This window comes from Methylobacterium marchantiae, assembly GCF_042679825.1.
GTDB lineage: Bacteria > Pseudomonadota > Alphaproteobacteria > Rhizobiales > Beijerinckiaceae > Methylobacterium > Methylobacterium marchantiae.
Window position 1 is genome coordinate 282,708 of the sequence record NZ_JBHTND010000001.1, and the last position, 16,750, is coordinate 299,457.

Sequence of the window (16,750 nt, forward strand, 5' to 3'; positions counted from 1 at the left end):
CGGCCCTCATCATCGCTCTCACAGGCCGGCCCTCCGCCCCGCCGGGCTCCTGCATGACTCCGCGCCGCGGCGCGTCGAGAAGGAGCCAGGGCCCGCACGCGACATGGGTTCTCGAATCCAAACGCTCTCCCACCGCGTACTCGCCTCGTTCAGCGATTGGCTAACGTCCGCAGGCTGAGTGGTGACGTCAACGACAACTTGCGTGATCTGTGTCTAACCAGCAACGGGAACCGGCGAATGGTGTCCGGTGTCTTGCCAGCCTCCGGGGCGAGAGCTACGGCTGAGGCGCGAATTTCTGTTGTATTACAGTAGTTTGTCATAATTCTAAACAACGCTGCAGGGTAAGGCTCGCTGTTTCCGCGAGCGCGTTCTGCTGTCCGTCATCCGGAGCCGCACTCCCATGTCGTCGCCCTCCTTCGCCTGTCCCGCAGCCCTCGCGGCTGGCGTGTCTCTCATCGTGCTCGCCTTGACGGGCGCCGCTTCGGCACAGGAACGCGCCGTGACGCTCGAGACCTTGAGCGTCGAAGGAGCCGGCACCGGTATCGGCGCGGGAGCCGGCAACGGACGCCGCGGACCCGAGACCGCCCGCGGCCCGGTGGACGGCTACGTCGCCACCCGCAGTGCCACCGCGACCAAGACCGACACGCCGATCATCCGCACGCCGCAATCGATCAGCGTCGTCAGCGCCGACCAGATCAAGGCACAGGGCTCCCAGACCCTGTCCGAGGCCGTGCGCTACACGCCGGGCATCTACGCCAACCAGTTCGGCCCCGATACGCGCCTCGACTGGTTCCTGATCCGCGGCTTCTCGGCCACGGAATCCGGCCTGTTCCGGGACGGACTCCAGCTGTTCCAGACCGGTTTCGCCAATTTCCGCGTCGACCCGTTCGGCGCCGAACGCATCGAGCTGCTGCGCGGCCCCGCCGCCACCCTCTTCGGCGGCAGCCCGGTGGGCGGCCTCATCAACATCGTCTCGAAGCGGCCGACCTTTACGCCCCTGCGCTATCTCGAACTGGGCGGCGGCTCGTTCAGCCAGCGCTACGCCGCTTTCGATCTCGGCGGCCCGGTCGACGAGTCCGGCCACTGGTTCTACCGCCTCACCGGCCGCTTCCAGAACGGCGACGCCCAGGTGAACTTCGCTCCGGAAGACCGCTACTACATCGCGCCGAGCTTCACCTATAAGCCCGACGGCGCCACCACCTTCACGGTGCTCACGAGTTTCCAGCGCGACGAGACCGGCGGGGCCGGCCAGTTCCTTCCGTATTTCGGGACCGTGCGCACCAACGCTTCCGGTCTCAGGATCGACCGCAAGCTCAACGCCAGCGATCCGCTGGTGGACCGCTACACCCGCAACCAGGCCAATCTCGGCTACGAATTCGAGCACCATGTCGACGACGTGTGGACCGTGCGCCAGAACTTCCGCTACTCGTTCACGGAAGTCTCGGATTCCCGCTACGTCGCCAACGGCTACGCCTTCGGCGACACATCCCAGACGAATCTCGCCCGCTACGGCTTCCTGACGACGCCCCGCGCCGGGCTCTTCGCCGTCGACAATCAGGCGGAGGCTCGCTTCAACGATGGTACGTTCGGGCACACCGTGCTGATGGGCGTCGACTACAAACGCTACAGCCTCTCGGACAATCAGGCCTCCACCCCGTTCCCCGCCCAAGCGCCGAATCTCAACATCCTGTTCCCGCGTTACTTCCAGACTGCGGTCGCGCCCGCCCCCTACCGCGTGCTGAACCAGCAGCTCCAGCAGGTCGGCCTCTACGCACAGGATCAAATCGCGCTCACCGAACGCCTGACCTTCCTCATCGGCGGTCGTCAGGACTTCGTCGACAACAACATCGACAGCAAGATCCCAGCGGGGACCTCGACCCAGATCAGCGAGAGCGCCTTCACTGGCCGGCTCGGCCTGATCTACAATCTCGACAACGGGCTGGCGCCCTACATCACCTACGGGACATCTTTCAACCCGACGCCGGGCGCCGACGTCAACAACCGGCCGTTCAAGTCGGAGACTGGCGAGCAGGTCGAGATCGGGACCAAGTTCCAGCCCGTCGGCTGGAACACGCTCTTCACGTTCGCGGCCTTCGACCTCGTCCGCAACAATACGCTGACGCCGAACCCGGACAATATCTTCACCAACTTGCAGATCGGATCGGTGCGCTCGCGCGGCTTCGAACTCTCGGCCACTGCGACCCTCGCCGAAGGCCTGAACCTCACGGCCGCTTATACGCTCTACGGTCTGCGCACCATCGAAGGGACGGTCCTCGACCTTGGCAAGGTTCCGGTAGGTATTCCTCAGACCCTCGCCTCGCTCTGGGCCGATTATACGATCCCGGTCGGCGACTTCAAAGGCTTCGGCTTCGGCGGCGGTGTGAACTATGTCGGGCAGTCCTATGCGGATGTCGCCAACACACTCGTCGTGCCCGAATACGTGACCTTCGACGCGGCGGTGCATTACGATTACGCCGGATGGCGCGCTGCCGTGAACGTGATCAATATCGGCGACAAACGCTTCGTGTCGTCCTGCTCGACCGCCACGGCCTGCTTCTACGGTACCCAGCGCAAGGTCGTAGCCAGCGTCTCCTACAAGTGGTGAGCCCGTCCCTCATGCGGTGAGAAGCGCCACGATCCTGATGAGCCCGGCTCATCGGGATTTTTTGTTCGCCGGTCAGGACTTGGTCGGCGCCCAGATGCCCAGCGACGAGGCGTCGACGGGGCGGGGCAGCAGACCTTCGCTGCGGAACGCATCCGCGATGGTCTGTTGCTCGGAGAGACCCTCGCGGGTTACCGGTTCCACCACGTAGGTGCGGCGGGCATTGGCCTTGGCGACGATGGCCGGATCGAGTTTCCATAAGGCGCCGAGACGGGTCGCGGCCTCGTCGGGATTGGCCTTCACCCAAGCGCCGGTCTCGCGCAGCTTGGCGAAGACGATGTTGAGGACGTCGCCGCGCTGGGCCGCGTACTCGTCCGAGGCGAGGTAGTAGCGCTTGTAGAGCGACAGGCCGGTCCCGTCCTCCAGGATGCGGGCGCCCGATTGCAGTTCGGCCGCCGAGAGGAACGGGTCCCAGGCGACCCAGGCCTCGACCCCGCCGCTGGCGAGCGCCGTGCGCCCGTCCGCGGGGGTGATGTAGGCGGGCGTGATCGCCTTGAACGGAATCCCCTCCGCCTTCAGGGCGGCGAGGAGGAGGTAGTGGCTGCCGGCACCCTTCGTCACAGCGACCTTGCGGCCCTTGAGGTCCGCCACCGACTTGATCGCGGAATCGCTTCCGACGACGATGGCCTGAGCGCCGGGTGAAGCCGCCTCCTGCGCCACGTAGGTGATCCGCGCATTGGCGGCCTGGGCGAAGATCGGCACCGTGTCGGCGACATCCGCCGAGAGATCGATCTGGCCCGCGTTGAGCGCCTCCATCACCGGAAGACCACTGGTGAATTCGTGCCAGGTGAGCCCGACCCCGAGGGGCGCGAGCGCCTTCTCCAGGCTGCCATCCTGCTTGAGCAGCGCGATGAGGGTCGAGGATTTCTGATAGCCGATGCGCAGGGTCTTCGGGTCGGCGGCGAATGACGCCCGCGGGAGGAGGGTGGCAAGGCTCAGCGCGGCGGCGAGCAGCGCATGGCGACGATGAATCATGGGTCGATGTCTCGTGGTCCGTGCAGGATCAGGGATGCTTGTGGATGGGGTCGATCCAGTGGACCGTCTCGGGGCGCTCGACGGGTTCCACGTCGGTGATGTTGACCACCACCGCCTCGTTGTCGGAGCGCACCAGGACGCAGTTCAGGGGCTGGTCCGGATCGGCGTTGATCTCCTGGTGCGGCACGTAGGGCGGCACGAAGATGAAGTCGCCGGGGCCGGCTTCCGCCACGAATTCGAGCTTGTCGCCCCAGCGCATGCGGGCGCGGCCGGAGACCACGTAGATCACGCTCTCCAGGGCGCCGTGATGGTGCACCCCGGTCTTGGCGTCGGGTGCGATCGCCACCGTGCCGGCCCAGATCTTCTGCGCGCCGACGCGGGCATGGTTGATCGCCGCCTGCCGGAACATGCCCGGCGTCTGGGCGGTGTTGGAATCGAGCTTGTCGCCGGGGATCACCCGCACGCCGTCATGCTTCCAGCGCTCGGCGGCGGGAGCCGCCTCGTGCTCGCGCGTGTGCTCGGAATGGGCGTGGTCGTGGCTGTGGTCGGAAGGGTCGTGCATCGGTCCGGTCCTCGGCGGCAATCGGTTCAACGTACCGCGATCGACGGCGGTTCGAAGCTCCGATCGAGGATGAGGTCGGCGCGCGGCGCCCGCGCGGCGGGGATCAGCCCGGAGCGGACATAGAGATCGATGTTGCGCTGCTCGTCGGCGATCACCGCCTCGTCGATGGGGACGGCCCGATACTCCGCCCGCGAGAACCAGCGCAGGGACACGGTCTCCGGCAGGCCGATGAGCTTCGACCAGACCGCCGCGTAGGGGGCCGGGTCCTTCAGGGCCCATTCCCTGGCCGAGACGAGGCGGCGGCCGAAATCGGCGAGTTGCGCTCGCTTGGTCTTCAGGGCGGCGTCGGAGGCCACTGCGAAGCTCAGGCCCGGCGTGATGCCGTTGCCGTCGCGGACGACACGGGCGAGGCCGGCGAGTTCGGCGGTCGAGGTATAGGGTTCCCACGTCGACCACGCATCGACGCTGCCGCTCGCTAGCGCGATCTTGGCATCCGCCGGCGGCAGGAAGCGCAGGGTCACGGCATTTGCCGGAAGGCCCGCCTCCTCCAGTGCGGCCAGCACCACCTGATGGCCGATGGAGCCGCGATTGGTGGCGATGCTCTTGCCCCGGAGGTCGGCCACCATCCTGATCGGTGAATCCTTGGCGACGAGGATCGCCAGCCCATCCTGCCTGTTGCGGAAGGCGACGAAGGCCTTCACCGGAACCCCGGCGGCGGCCGCGAAGGTGAAGGGCGCATCGCCGACGCCGCCGGCATCGATCGCCCCGGCATTGAGGGCTTCGAGGAGAGGGGCGGCTGCGGGAAACTCGCTCCATTCGAGCTTGTAGGGCAGGTCGGCGAGGACGCCGGCCGCTTCCATGAGGGCACGGGCGTTGCCGCGCTGGTCGCCGACGCGAAGCACCGTCTCGTCGGCGTGGGTGCTGCCGGTGAGGGCGAAGAGCGCGAGGGCGGCGATGAGCGCACGCATCAGGCTGCCTCCGCTCGGGCGCCACGCTGGGCGAGGAGCCGCTTGAAGGCCGGGATCAGGTCGCGGCCATAGGTGAGGGCATCCTCCAGCGGGTCGAAGCCGCGTATGAGGAATGTGCGCACTCCGAGGTCATGATAGTCGAGCAGGGCGTCGGCCACCTGCTCCGGTCTCCCGACGAGGGCGGTGGAATTGCCCGAGGCGCCCGTCTCCCTGGCGATGGCGGTATAGAGGCGCTTGTCGAGGCGCGAGCCCTGGGAGGCCGCCGCGAGCAGGCGTCGCGAGCCCTCGTTCTCGGGTACGGCCGCCGGGCCGAGCCCCTTGGCCGCGCGGGCGGCGCGGGTGCGCGCCAGGATGTCCTCGGCTCTCGCCCAGGCTTCCTCCTCCGTCGCGGCCAGGATCGGGCGGAACGACAGGCTGAAGCGGGGATCGCGGCCATGGGGTGCGGCCGCCGCCCTCACCCTGGCGATGGCTTCGCGGACCTGGTCCAGGCTCTCTCCCCACAGGGCGTAGGTGTCGGCATGGCGACCGGCCACAGTGATGGCCGCGGGCGATGCTCCGCCGAAATAGACCGGGATGCCGCGCGGGTTCACCGGCTTCACCTCGGAGAACCCGCGATCGATCCGGTAATGCGCGCCGGCGAAATCGAACGGCGCTTCCGCGGTCCAGACCTGCCGGGCGATGGTGAGGAACTCGTCGGTCCGGGCGTAGCGCTCGTCCTTGGTGAGATGGTCGCCGTCCTGCGCCAGTTCCCGGTCGTCGCCGCCGCTGATGGCGTGGATGGCGACGCGCCCGCCGGTCAGCTGGTCGAGGGTCGCGAATTGCCGCGCGGCCACCGTCGGCGCCGTGAAGCCGGTGCGGTGGGCGATCATCAGGCCGATGCGGTCGGTCACCGCTGCGATCTGGGCCGAGAGCAGCAGAGCGTCGGGGGCGGTGGCGTAGAAGGCCACGAGGATGCGGTCGAACCCGCCCCATTCATGCGCCTGGGCGAGAAGCCGGAGATAGTCGCGGTCGATGGCGGGACCGGAAGCCGCATGGGTCTCGGAAGTGTAGCGCGGGGCGGCGAAGCCGATGAACTCGACGGAGTCCGCTGGCAGGAAGCTCATCTCGATCTCCTTGTCCGTGTCGGAAGTTGCAGCGATCTCAAAGGCCGAGCGCGGCACGGCCGGCGGAGACGCGGACCGCATCGGCCTGCGGCCAGTGGATGCGCCCGCACAGGACGTCGCGCAGGTGCCGCTCCAGCGGGTTCTTCCGCGACAGGCCAGGATTGCCGGCGAGTTCGACGGCACGCTGGACCACCTGGACCGCGTTTTCGGTGACGGTGATCTTGAGGAATCCGGATTCGGCCACCGAGGGGCAGGTGCCCCCGTCGACATCCGCGGCGAAGCTCCGGATCAGGCGGGCATTCACGGCGAGCAGACGCTCGCTCTCGCCGACGGCCTCTTGGAAGCGCGGTAGGGTAGCGAGGCTTTGCCCGAGGCTTCCGGGCTTGCGATCCTTCGCGAAAGCGATGAACCAGGCCTGCGCCGAGTGGGCGATGCCATCATAGAGGGCGGCCAGCATCGCCGTGCTCCAGGCCTGCTGCTCGGTATCGGGCCGGCGCCAGCCCTCCGGCGCGCGAAGATCCACCGCATGGTCGGCGGGCACCTCGACGTTCTCAAAAACTACGTCGTGGCTGCCGCTGGCCCGCAGGCCGAGATGGTCCCAGCTCTCCTCGATGCGTACGCCCGCGGACGTCATCGGCACGAGGATGTTGCCGATGCGTGGTTCCGCCTCGTCGGTGCGGACGAAGACGAGGCCGTGGGTCAGGGCCGGGCTGCCGGTGGAGTAGATCTTGCGCCCGGTTATGCGCCAGCCCGTGGCCGTTGCCCGTGCGACCGTCTCCGGCATTCCACCCCTGGCGGGCGTACCGAGCTCGGGCTCCACCCTTAGGGCGTTGATGAGCGCGCCGTCCTCCACCGCTGCGCGGCCGAGCCTGTCGGCAATCGCCCGCGGCCATGTCTCACGACTGTGGATGAGTCCGTGCTGAAGGAAATGCATGGTGACCACCAGGGCAGTGGAGGGATCGCCCCGAGCCAGCGTGCCGATGACCATCGCCGCCTGCCCGAGCCCCGCGCCGCCGCCGCCGAGCCGACGCGGCACCGTCAGTCCCGGCAGGCCGGCATTGCGAAGGTCGGCGATGTTGTCCTGCGCGAAGCGACCGGCGCGGTCGTGACCCTCGGCCCGTTCGGCGAAGAGCCGGGCGAGCCCTTCGGCCGTATCGTTCAGCGGTGAGGAAAGGATCATTCGGGAACAGGATTCTTCGAACGGACGAGGCGAGCGGATCCATGCGGAAGCCGGCCTGAGCGTCCTTGCCAAGTGCCGCGATGGTCCCGCCGAACGCCTCCTCTGTCAACGAGAACGTTCTTTTTTAAGAACGCGTCATCAAGGGATGGTCTTGTTGGCGTTCCGTCGGAAATCAGAAGAACGCTCTGCTTTCGGTGGCGACTGCCGGAATCTCATGCATCTCGGCCTCGCCGATCTGCGCCGAATTTCCGGGTCGTCAGCAGGCATCGTTCGGAAAAACAAACGACTCTCGGGTCTCGTCGAGGGATGCCGAGACGGCGCGTGTCTCGAGTGAGTGGCGGGTGTGCCCCGCGCGCCCTGACAGCGGACCGCATTTTGCGCTATAGGAGGTTGACAGGGGCGGCATCGCCTCGCCACATCCCGGCTATCATGAGCGATACACTCTCGACGACCCTGCCCGCCGGCTCCAAGCCGCCGCTGGAGATTCTGCTCTGCGCACCGCGCGGGTTCTGCGCAGGAGTTGTCCGCGCCATCGACGTCGTGGAGCGCGCCCTCGCGATCTACGGACCTCCGGTCTATGTCCGGCATGAGATCGTCCACAACAAATACGTGGTCGAGAGCCTTAAGCGTAAGGGTGCCGTCTTCGTTCGCGAACTCGACGAGGTGCCGGACGGCAACGCCCCGGTGATCTTCTCGGCCCATGGCGTCGCCAAGACAGTCCCCGCCAATGCCGACAACCGTGGCCTCGTCACCATCGACGCGACTTGCCCGCTGGTGACCAAGGTCCATCGCGAGGCCGAGATCCATCACAAGCGCGGCCGCCACGTGTTGCTGGTCGGTCATTCCGGTCATCCCGAAGTGGTCGGTACCATGGGGCAGTTGCCCAAGGGGTCGATCACCCTGGTGGAGGATCTGGAGCAGATCGCGGCCCTGGAGCCTGAGAATCGCAATAATCTCGCCTGGGTGACGCAGACGACTCTGTCGGTGGACGATACCCGCCACATCGTCGCGGCGCTCAAGGAGAAGTTCCCAACCATCACCGGCCCGCACAAGGACGATATCTGCTACGCCACCACCAACCGCCAGGAAGCGGTGAAGCAGGTGGCTCCGTTGGTCGATGCGGTGATCGTCGTGGGTTCATCGAACTCCTCGAATTCCCAGCGTCTGCGCGAGGTCGCCGAGCGCGTCGGATGTCCGATCACCCGTCTGGTGTTGCGCGCAGAGGAGATCGACTGGCCGGCCTTCGAAGGTATCCGCAAGCTCGGCCTCACTGCCGGCGCCTCGGCACCCGAGGTCTTGGTTGAGGAGATCATCGACGCCTTCGCCGCCCGCTACGACGTCACCGTCGACACGGTCTCGACCGTGGTCGAGGACATGTCCTTCCCGCTGCCGCGCGAATTGCGCAGCGAAGCGGCCGAGTAGGCCGCTCTTCCCGCCTTGCTTCCGGGGGCGCCGTTCGGCGCCCCTTCTCGTTTCTGCCCTCGAACCTCAGCGAAGCCCGTGGCCGTCTATACCGAGGTCTCCGACGAGGCGCTGACCGCCTTCCTCTCCGCCTACGAGATCGGCACGCTGCTCTCCTACAAGGGCATCGCCGAGGGCGTCGAGAACACCAATTTCTTCCTGCACACCACAGTGGGCTCCTACATCCTCACGCTCTACGAGAAGCGGGTGGATGCGGGCGACCTGCCGTTCTTCCTCAATCTCATGGAACACCTCGCCGCGCGCGGCCTCGCCTGTCCGCAGCCGATCGCCAAGCGCGACGGCGTGGCCCTGGGTGAGCTCTGCGGCCGGCCGGCAGTGATCGTGAGCTTTCTGGAAGGCGTGTCGGTCAAGCGCCCGAATGCGGATCATTGCCGGGCGCTGGGCGTCGCCCTTGCGGGATTGCATCGCGCAGGCAGCGATTTCGGCATGCGCCGCGCCAACAACCTCTCGGTCGAATCCTGGGAACCGCTGTTCCTGGCGGCCGGCCCTGCCGCCGACACCGTCTCCGTGGGGCTGACGGAGCGCGTGCGCGGCGACCTCGCCGTGCTCCGGGCGGGCTGGCCGCGCGGACTGCCTTCCGGCGTGATCCATGCCGACCTCTTCACCGACAACGTGTTCTTCATCGGCGATGATCTCTCGGGCCTGATCGACTTCTACTTCGCCTGCACCGATGCCTTCGCCTACGATCTGGCGATCTGCCTCAACGCTTGGTGCTTCGAGCCGGATGGCACGTTCTTTCCGGACAAGGGCGCGGCGATGATCGCGGGCTACCAGTCGGTCAGGCGCCTTCTGGACGACGAGGTCGATGCGCTGCCGATCCTGTGCAGGGGCGCGGCCCTGCGCTTCATGCTGACCCGTCTCGTCGACTGGCTCAACGTCCCTCCCGGCGCCCTGGTGCAGCCGAAGGACCCGCTGGAATACGACCGCCGTCTGGTGTTTCACCGCTCGGCCACGCATGCCCGGGATTACGGCTGGGTCGCATAGGCGGCTCCGACCGGCGGCCTGCTGCCGTTCAGGCTACGCGCGAATCCATCACGAAGAAGGCCGCCCATGGGCGGCCTGCGGTTTTTCATCTGTATCAGTTCGCCAGCAGGGTGCTGGCCGATCCCAGTAAGGTCACTGCCAGCATGCCGGCGGCGACCACGATCATAGTGTAGGAGACGATCTTCAGTTTCACGACTGATATGCCTTCGCGTGGATCAGCAAGCCGACCCGCCGGAGGTCTGACCATACTGCATCACCGGACGGGTCTGCTGGTTTGCATTGCCTTCCGCCGCCGAGCTCACCGGGCAGCCGTTTTAGTAAGGCGTATCCTGAATGTTCAAGGAACCGGTATATTCCGTTTCATAAGACATGTAGCGCGATGTGCCTTCGAAGGCCAAGACAGAGGAAATCGATGCAACGCCAAGGAAAAGACTAGCGGCGATAGCGGCGATACGGGTTTTCATTTTCGACCTTCGATCATATTGCTATACAGACCGTATATCGGCCTGTTCATGGCTCAATAAGATCTGTCGAAGTCAGTTGTTCCCAATACAAATGTGCCAAGCCGCACATGGGAATTCGGATTAAAAATCGAGCGCGAGCACATCGAACGAAACACTCTGTTCGTGTGCCGATCGACCCTTGCGTGAAGTGTGGACACGACGGCCCGATCCGGTGCTCCATCGCGAAAGATGCGTGCACTGCCTGGAAAGCCGGCTCGCAGCGCCAAACAACAAAAAGCCCCGGCCGTTTCCGGCCGGGGCAAGGTGGTCTCGTGCGATAGGGCCTAGAAGAAGCCGAGCTTCTTGGCCGAGTAGCTGACGAGCATGTTCTTGGTCTGCTGGTAATGGTCGAGCATCATCTTGTGGTTCTCACGGCCGATGCCGGACTGCTTGTAGCCGCCGAAGGCCGCATGGGCCGGGTAGGCATGATAGCAGTTGGTCCAGACGCGGCCGGCCTGGATGGCGCGGCCGAAGCGGTAGGCGCGGGTTCCGTCGCGGGTCCAGACGCCGGCACCGAGGCCGTAGAGAGTGTCGTTCGCGATCGAGAGGGCGTCGGCATCGTCCTTGAAGGTCGTCACCGAGAGGACCGGTCCGAAGATCTCCTCCTGGAAGATGCGCATCTTGTTGTGGCCCTGGAACACGGTCGGCTTCACGTAGAAGCCTTCCGCGAGATCGCCATCGAGGGTGTTGCGCTCGCCGCCGGTGAGGACCTTGGCGCCTTCCTGCTTGCCGATATCGATGTAGCTCAGGATCTTCTCGAGCTGCTCGCCCGAGGCCTGGGCGCCGATCATCGTGGTTGGATCGAGGGGTGAGCCCTGCGTGATCGCCTCGACGCGCTTGATCGCCCGCTCCATGAAGCGGTCATAGATCGATTCGTGCACCAGCGCGCGGCTCGGGCAGGTGCAGACCTCGCCCTGGTTGAGGGCGAACATGGTGAAGCCTTCGAGCGCCTTGTCGAAGAAATCGTCATCCTCGTTGGCCACATCCGCGAAGAAGATGTTCGGCGACTTGCCGCCGAGTTCCAGCGTCACCGGAATGAGGTTCTGCGAGGCGTATTGCATGATCAGACGGCCCGTCGTCGTCTCGCCGGTGAAGGCGATCTTGGCGATGCGGGGCGAGGAGGCCAGCGGCTTGCCGCATTCCAGACCGAAGCCGTTGACGATGTTGAGCGTGCCGGGCGGCAGCAGATCGGCGATGAGTTCGGCGACCACGAGGATCGAGGCCGGGGTCTGTTCGGCGGGTTTGAGCACCACGCAATTGCCGGCGGCGAGTGCAGGCGCGAGCTTCCACACCGCCATCAGGATGGGGAAGTTCCACGGGATGATCTGGCCGACGACGCCGAGGGGCTCGTGGAAATGGTAGGCCACGGTGTCGTGGTCGATCTCGGAGATCGAGCCTTCCTGCGCGCGGACACAACCGGCGAAGTAGCGGAAATGGTCGATGGCGAGCGGGATGTCGGCGTTGGTCGTCTCGCGGATCGGCTTACCGTTGTCCCAGGTCTCGGCGCGCGCGATCAGGTCGAGGTTGTCCTCCATCCGGTCGGCGATCCTGTTCAGGATCAGGGCGCGCTCGCCCGGCGAGGTGCGGCCCCAGGCCTCCTTGGCGGCATGGGCGGCATCGAGAGCCTTCTCGACGTCCTGCGCATCCGAGCGGGCGACCTCGCAGATGACGCGGCCGGTGACCGGCGACGTATTCTCGAAGTACCGGCCGGCGACGGGGGCGACCCACTGGCCGCCGATGAAATTCTCGTAGCGTGCCGAGAACGGCGCCTTGGCGCCCGAAGACAGAAATTCCGGCTTGTTCATGTGCGTATCCTCCGTGTTGTTCTTGTGTGCGCCAGCCAAGGCCGGACGGGTTGCCAAATCAAGATAGACTTTTGGCCAAACCAACTCGGAACGTCGTCCTCGAGCGGGTTGACGGATGGCCCTGCTTCTGTGGCAGTTGGCCGACGCGCGGCCAGAGTCTAGCGCCGATCCGGCTTCCTGGCGATGGCGCCGGAAGGCGTTTTATCGCCCAGGCGGCAGCCGGGCGAAGCGCCGCGCCGTGATCCGCCGGGCCATGAACCGATCGATCTTCGGACCCGCCCGCTCGATCCCGTCGCGATGGATCATCACGCCCGTCGGGCGCCCGTCGGGTTCGATGTCGAAGGCCACCCGGATCGTGTCGCCTTGCGCGGCGAAAGCCCTGTCGCTTTCGGGAAGCAGGATGATGCGGGGCTCGCCCGATCCCTGTCCGATACCTTGGGCCAAGAGGTGGTCGCCGTCCCTGACGATGCTCAGGACCGAGCGCGGACCGGTCCGATAGAAACCGACATAGCGGTCGAGGATCGTCTGGTCGACGCTGATCTGGGTCCGCGCCGGCACGCCGAGATAGAGCGCAGCGAGCTCGCGCGAGAGCGCCTGGGCCGGCACGATCTCGGAATTGCCGAGCACCACGATGGTCAGCCCGAGATCGGGATAGGAATCCTTGATCGCGCTGAACCCGTTGATGAAACCGCCATGCGACCACAGCCGGCGTCCGTAAGCCGTGCCGACGTACCATCCGAGCCCGTAGCCATGGCCGTAATCGGTGAACATCGCCCGGCGCGACGCCAGCGACAGGATACGGCCGGAGAACAGGGCCCTGTCCCAGGCGACGAGGTCGTCGAGGGTGGAGGCGAGCATGCCCGCGCCCGACGGCGCGCTTGCGGCCAGCGGCAGGGCGTTGCGCCATTCTCCCGACACCCGGCGGTAGCCGGCCGCGCGCCGCGGAATGATCTCGCCCGGATCAGCGTCACGGGTGGAATGCAGTCCGGCTGGGACGAGGATGGCCTCGTTCAGGTAGCGCTCGAAGGTCTGGCCGGTGATGCGTTCGATGAGGCCGGCGAGAAGGATGTAGCCGGTATTGCTGTATTCATGGCCCGTTCCCGCCGGGAACAGAAGATCTTCGCGGTAGAGCAGTGCCACCGTCTCCATCGGACTCCGTTCGATCCGCCCGAAATTCGTGGCGTAGCCGGGTAGCGCGGTGACGTTGGGCAGCCCGGAACTGTGGTTGAGCAGCATCCGGATCGTCATCGGAGCCCATGTCGGCGGCAGTTCCGGCAGATGGCGGATGACGGGATCGTCCAGGGAGAGCGAGCCGGCCTCCGCCAATTTCAGGATCGCCGCCGCGGTGAACTGCTTCGTGATCGAGCCGATGCGGAACACGGTGTCTGGCGTGTTGGGGATCGCCCATTCGCGGTTGGCCGGTCCATAGGCGCGCCGGAAAATCGGGATCCCATCGCGCGCGACGATCACCGCGCCGGAGAACACGCCGCCCTCTTCATGGGATTCCATGAGGGCGGAGGCGTTGCGCGTGAACGCTGCCGCATCGCCGTCGATGGCCGCTCCGGAAACCCGGTTCTGCGCAGCGACAGCGGAGACCAGCATCGTGAGAGCTAAAGCGCAGGCGAGAAGGCGTGGCGGCATGAGGCGTGGAGGTCCGTCGGAGGCGGGACGGGAAAGGTCGTGGAGGAATGTGGCGGGGGTGAGCAAGGTCGCCGCCCGTTTCCGCGGAGGAACACCATCCCCGCGAAACCGTGATCGGCGATCATGGCCGAGATCACCGTTTTGCCCCGAAGCTCCGCAACATGGCCGCCTCCCTGACCGCGGATCGCGTTGTCCGGCCACTCGACCTGGGCCGGATCCGATCCGCCGACAGCGGTCCTTTCCACGACGCAACAGGACGAAAGAGAACCATGAGCCGCACCACTCGCGCCATGCTGGCAGCTTCCCTCGCCCTCGGAGTCTCCGGCTTGGTTTCCCAGATCAGCTTCGCCCAATCGCCGCAGAAGGCACCGGCCGCTGCCAAACCGGCCCCTGCCGCCGATGCTCCCGCACCGGCGCCGCAAGCCGAGGAGCAGAAGGAGATCGCCCTGACCCAGGCGCAGATCGATGGCCTCGTCATTGCTCAGCCCGAACTCGCCAAGCTCAAAGGCGGCAACGCTACGAAGCCCGATCCGAAGATCCAGGCCAAGGCCGAGGCGATTGCGAAGAAGAGCGGCTTTGCCGGAATCGACGAGTTGCAGGACGTGGCCGACAGCATCGAGGCGGTGCTGGAAGGCGTCGATTCCGAGACCAAGACCTATGTCGGCGTCACGCCCCTGCTGAAGAAGCAGGTCGCCGCCATCGAAGCCGACAAGAAGCTGCCGGCCAAGGACAAGGCCGCCGCGCTCAAGGAACTCAACGAGGCGATCGCCGCCGGCGAACCGACGAAGCCTTCGGACGGCAACATCGCCCTCGTCACCAAGAATCTCGACAAGCTCGGGCAGGTGGCAGGCGGCGGGCAATAATCGCGATCTACAGGGCGACCCGGCAATGATCACGCAAGGCGAGCATCGTTGCCGGGTCGCATAGAGACCGTCCGGCGCCCCGCTTTACCGTGACGGCACGGCGCAACCGAGAATCGGCACGCAGACTTTCCGTCATGACAGCGCTGCCAGCGGAGGCGGCGATCGGTACGAGGTTCGAGACCAGTGACTGCACTATTGAGGCCAGTTCCGCCGCGCGGCGAGCCCGTCGCGGAACGGCCCGGCTCGCCCGGCGAGCCCGATCTGCGGCCGGTCTGGAACGGCCCAGGATTCGGCGAGTTCGTCGGCATCGTCGCGCTGATGATGGCGGTGACCGCCATCTCCATCGACAATCTGCTCCCGGCCTTCCCCGCCATCCAGGCGCGCTTCGCCGTTGCCGATCCGAACGCTCTGCAGCTTCTCGTCTACGTCTACATGATCGGCTTCGGCGTGGCGCAGATCGTCTACGGGCCGGTCTCGGATGCGCTCGGGCGCCGTCGCGTGCTGCTCGCCAGCCTCGCCGTCTATGTCGCGGGCACTTTGCTCGCCATGGTCGCGCCCTCGTTCGAATGGCTGCTCGCCGCCCGGATCATCCAGGGGATCGGTGCGGCCGGCGGGCGCGTGCTTTCCACGGCGATCGTCCGCGACCGCTATTCGGGACGCGAGATGGCCAGCGTCATGTCCTTGATCATGATGGTTTTCCTGATCGTGCCGATGATCGCGCCCGCTATCGGTGGGGCGATGCTGCTGCTCGGATCATGGCACTATGTCTTCGTCTCGATGCTGGCGCTCGCCGGCATCCTCACCCTCTGGTTCTCGTGGCGCATGCCGGAGACGCTGCACCCCGAGTTTCGCCGTCCGCTCTCGCTACGGTCGATCGGTCAGGCGGTGGCCCTGACCTTCCGCACCCGCGTGGCCGTGGGCTACGCCACCGCCTTGGGACTGCTGACCGGTTGTATCATGGGTTATGTCGGCTCGGCCCAGCAGGTGTTCGACACAGGCCTCTACCAGCTCGGCACGCTGTTCCCCCTGGCCTTCGCGCTGGTGGCGGGTGCCATGGGCGCGGCGACCCTGGTCAATGCCCGTCTGGTGCGGCGGCTCGGCATGCGGCCGCTCTCGCATGTGGGACTGACGCTGTTCGTGGCCATAGCCCTCGTGCAGATCGGCGTCGGCCTCGCCTATGCCGGCCGTCCGCCGCTCTGGCTGTTTCTGACGGTGCTCGCCTGCAACCAGTTCATGATCAGCTTCGCCATGCCGAACTTCAACGCTCTCGCCTTGCAGCCCCTCGGCGAGATCGCCGGCACCGCCTCGTCCTTCCTCGGCTTCTACACCACGATCCTCGGAGCCTCCTGCGGCTTCGTCATCGGGCACGCCTTCGACGGTACGGTGCTGCCCATCGGCCTTGGTTATGCCGGCCTTGGCGGATCGGCCCTTCTCGTCGTCGCCTGGACCGAGCGCGGACGGCTGTTCCGGGGTGGAGTATCAGGATAAGAACCGACGGCTGTCTTATCTACCGAAAGTTCAAATACGCGATTACCTTGCCTATTCTCTCTCCAAGGAGTGGGCGAGACCATGAAGCCATCCATTGTCGAGCAGACGAAGCTTATCGCCAATGCATTAGAACGGGCATCGACGGCTTGCTTCACGGTCGGGATCGCTACGCCCGTGGCGGGCTTCCTGTACGATGTCAGAAATTTTCGAGCTTTGGCCGGAGCATTTGAAATGGTTGGGGGTGTGCTCGTTTAGCTTCTCGGCGCCGGAGGCCTACATCTTGCCGCACGCCGTGTCCTGAAAGGGCTCGATCGATGAACGCTTCATACGCGATCGCTTTCGTCTTTACGCCGTTACTGGCAGTTGGCCTCGGTTGGCTCGCCGTTCTGCTTCATGAGCGCTCACTGGCTAAGTGTCTGTCCGGCGACATATTGAGTGATGTGAGGGGTTTGTGATTCAAGGCTGCCTGTGTGGAGGCTGCCGATGTGGACGACTGAGAACCGGACCCGCTACGATCGAAGTAAGCTTCGTTAT

13 protein-coding genes and 1 pseudogene are annotated in these 16,750 nt (G+C 65.9%); 6 read left to right on the top strand and 8 right to left on the bottom strand.

Annotated elements, in window-relative coordinates; genetic code table 11:
* Positions 1-400: 400 nt before the first annotated feature.
* On the top strand, positions 401-2,605 hold the full coding sequence (locus tag ACFQ4G_RS01375; RefSeq protein ID WP_238206845.1) for a TonB-dependent siderophore receptor: 2,205 nt from the start codon (positions 401-403) through the stop codon (positions 2,603-2,605).
* A gap of 72 nt (positions 2,606-2,677) precedes the next feature.
* On the opposite strand, the gene ACFQ4G_RS01380 is transcribed toward ACFQ4G_RS01375, so the two are convergent.
* The 5 genes from ACFQ4G_RS01380 to ACFQ4G_RS01400 are packed head-to-tail and all read right to left on the bottom strand — an operon-like array spanning position 2,678 to position 7,450.
* On the bottom strand, positions 2,678-3,637 hold the full coding sequence (locus ACFQ4G_RS01380; RefSeq protein ID WP_238206844.1) for an aliphatic sulfonate ABC transporter substrate-binding protein: 960 nt from the start codon (positions 3,635-3,637) through the stop codon (positions 2,678-2,680).
* 28 nt (positions 3,638-3,665) lie between these two features.
* Entirely contained in the window at positions 3,666-4,199 is a 534-nt protein-coding gene (locus tag ACFQ4G_RS01385; RefSeq protein ID WP_238206843.1) for a cupin domain-containing protein, read from the bottom strand.
* Between the two features lie 26 nt (positions 4,200-4,225).
* Positions 4,226-5,167: an ABC transporter substrate-binding protein gene (locus ACFQ4G_RS01390; RefSeq protein ID WP_379039535.1), complete on the bottom strand. Its 942-nt coding sequence runs from the start codon at positions 5,165-5,167 to the stop codon at positions 4,226-4,228.
* A complete protein-coding gene (locus ACFQ4G_RS01395; protein WP_238206841.1) occupies positions 5,167-6,270 on the bottom strand; it encodes an LLM class flavin-dependent oxidoreductase in 1,104 nt (367 codons plus the stop codon). Before ACFQ4G_RS01395 ends, ACFQ4G_RS01390 begins: the two co-directional genes overlap by 1 nt.
* A 37-nt stretch (positions 6,271-6,307) precedes the next feature.
* Entirely contained in the window at positions 6,308-7,450 is a 1,143-nt protein-coding gene (locus tag ACFQ4G_RS01400; protein ID WP_238206839.1) for an acyl-CoA dehydrogenase family protein, read from the bottom strand.
* Positions 7,451-7,879: 429 nt separating this feature from the next.
* Between ACFQ4G_RS01400 and ispH the strand changes: the two genes are divergently transcribed.
* Both ispH and thrB read left to right on the top strand, forming a co-directional pair.
* A complete protein-coding gene (ispH, locus tag ACFQ4G_RS01405) occupies positions 7,880-8,872 on the top strand; it encodes a 4-hydroxy-3-methylbut-2-enyl diphosphate reductase (RefSeq protein WP_238206837.1) in 993 nt (330 codons plus the stop codon).
* Positions 8,873-8,950: 78 nt separating this feature from the next.
* On the top strand, positions 8,951-9,916 hold the full coding sequence (gene thrB / locus ACFQ4G_RS01410; RefSeq protein WP_238206835.1) for a homoserine kinase: 966 nt from the start codon (positions 8,951-8,953) through the stop codon (positions 9,914-9,916).
* A 215-nt stretch (positions 9,917-10,131) separates the two neighbouring features.
* Here thrB and ACFQ4G_RS01415 read toward each other — a convergent pair.
* The 3 genes and pseudogenes from ACFQ4G_RS01415 to ACFQ4G_RS01425 all read right to left on the bottom strand — a co-directional run bounded on the left by ACFQ4G_RS01415 (position 10,132) and on the right by ACFQ4G_RS01425 (position 13,865).
* A pseudogene (locus ACFQ4G_RS01415) lies at positions 10,132-10,380 on the bottom strand (hypothetical protein).
* A gap of 323 nt (positions 10,381-10,703) precedes the next feature.
* Positions 10,704-12,224, bottom strand: a complete 1,521-nt coding sequence (gene adh / locus ACFQ4G_RS01420) for an aldehyde dehydrogenase (RefSeq protein WP_238206834.1) — start codon at positions 12,222-12,224, stop codon at positions 10,704-10,706.
* 201 nt (positions 12,225-12,425) lie between these two features.
* Positions 12,426-13,865 carry a serine hydrolase gene (locus ACFQ4G_RS01425; RefSeq protein WP_238206833.1) on the bottom strand — a complete coding sequence of 480 codons (1,440 nt, stop codon included), beginning with the start codon at positions 13,863-13,865 and terminating at the stop codon, positions 12,426-12,428.
* A gap of 269 nt (positions 13,866-14,134) precedes the next feature.
* On the opposite strand from ACFQ4G_RS01425, the gene ACFQ4G_RS01430 reads away from it, so the two are divergent.
* The 3 genes from ACFQ4G_RS01430 to ACFQ4G_RS01440 all read left to right on the top strand — a co-directional run bounded on the left by ACFQ4G_RS01430 (position 14,135) and on the right by ACFQ4G_RS01440 (position 16,471).
* Complete coding sequence (locus ACFQ4G_RS01430) at positions 14,135-14,728, top strand: hypothetical protein (RefSeq protein WP_238206831.1); 594 nt, start codon at positions 14,135-14,137, stop codon at positions 14,726-14,728.
* 321 nt (positions 14,729-15,049) lie between these two features.
* Positions 15,050-16,216, top strand: a complete 1,167-nt coding sequence (locus ACFQ4G_RS01435) for a multidrug effflux MFS transporter (RefSeq protein WP_379039547.1) — start codon at positions 15,050-15,052, stop codon at positions 16,214-16,216.
* A gap of 81 nt (positions 16,217-16,297) precedes the next feature.
* A complete protein-coding gene (locus ACFQ4G_RS01440) occupies positions 16,298-16,471 on the top strand; it encodes a hypothetical protein (protein WP_238206829.1) in 174 nt (57 codons plus the stop codon).
* Positions 16,472-16,750 lie beyond the last annotated feature (279 nt).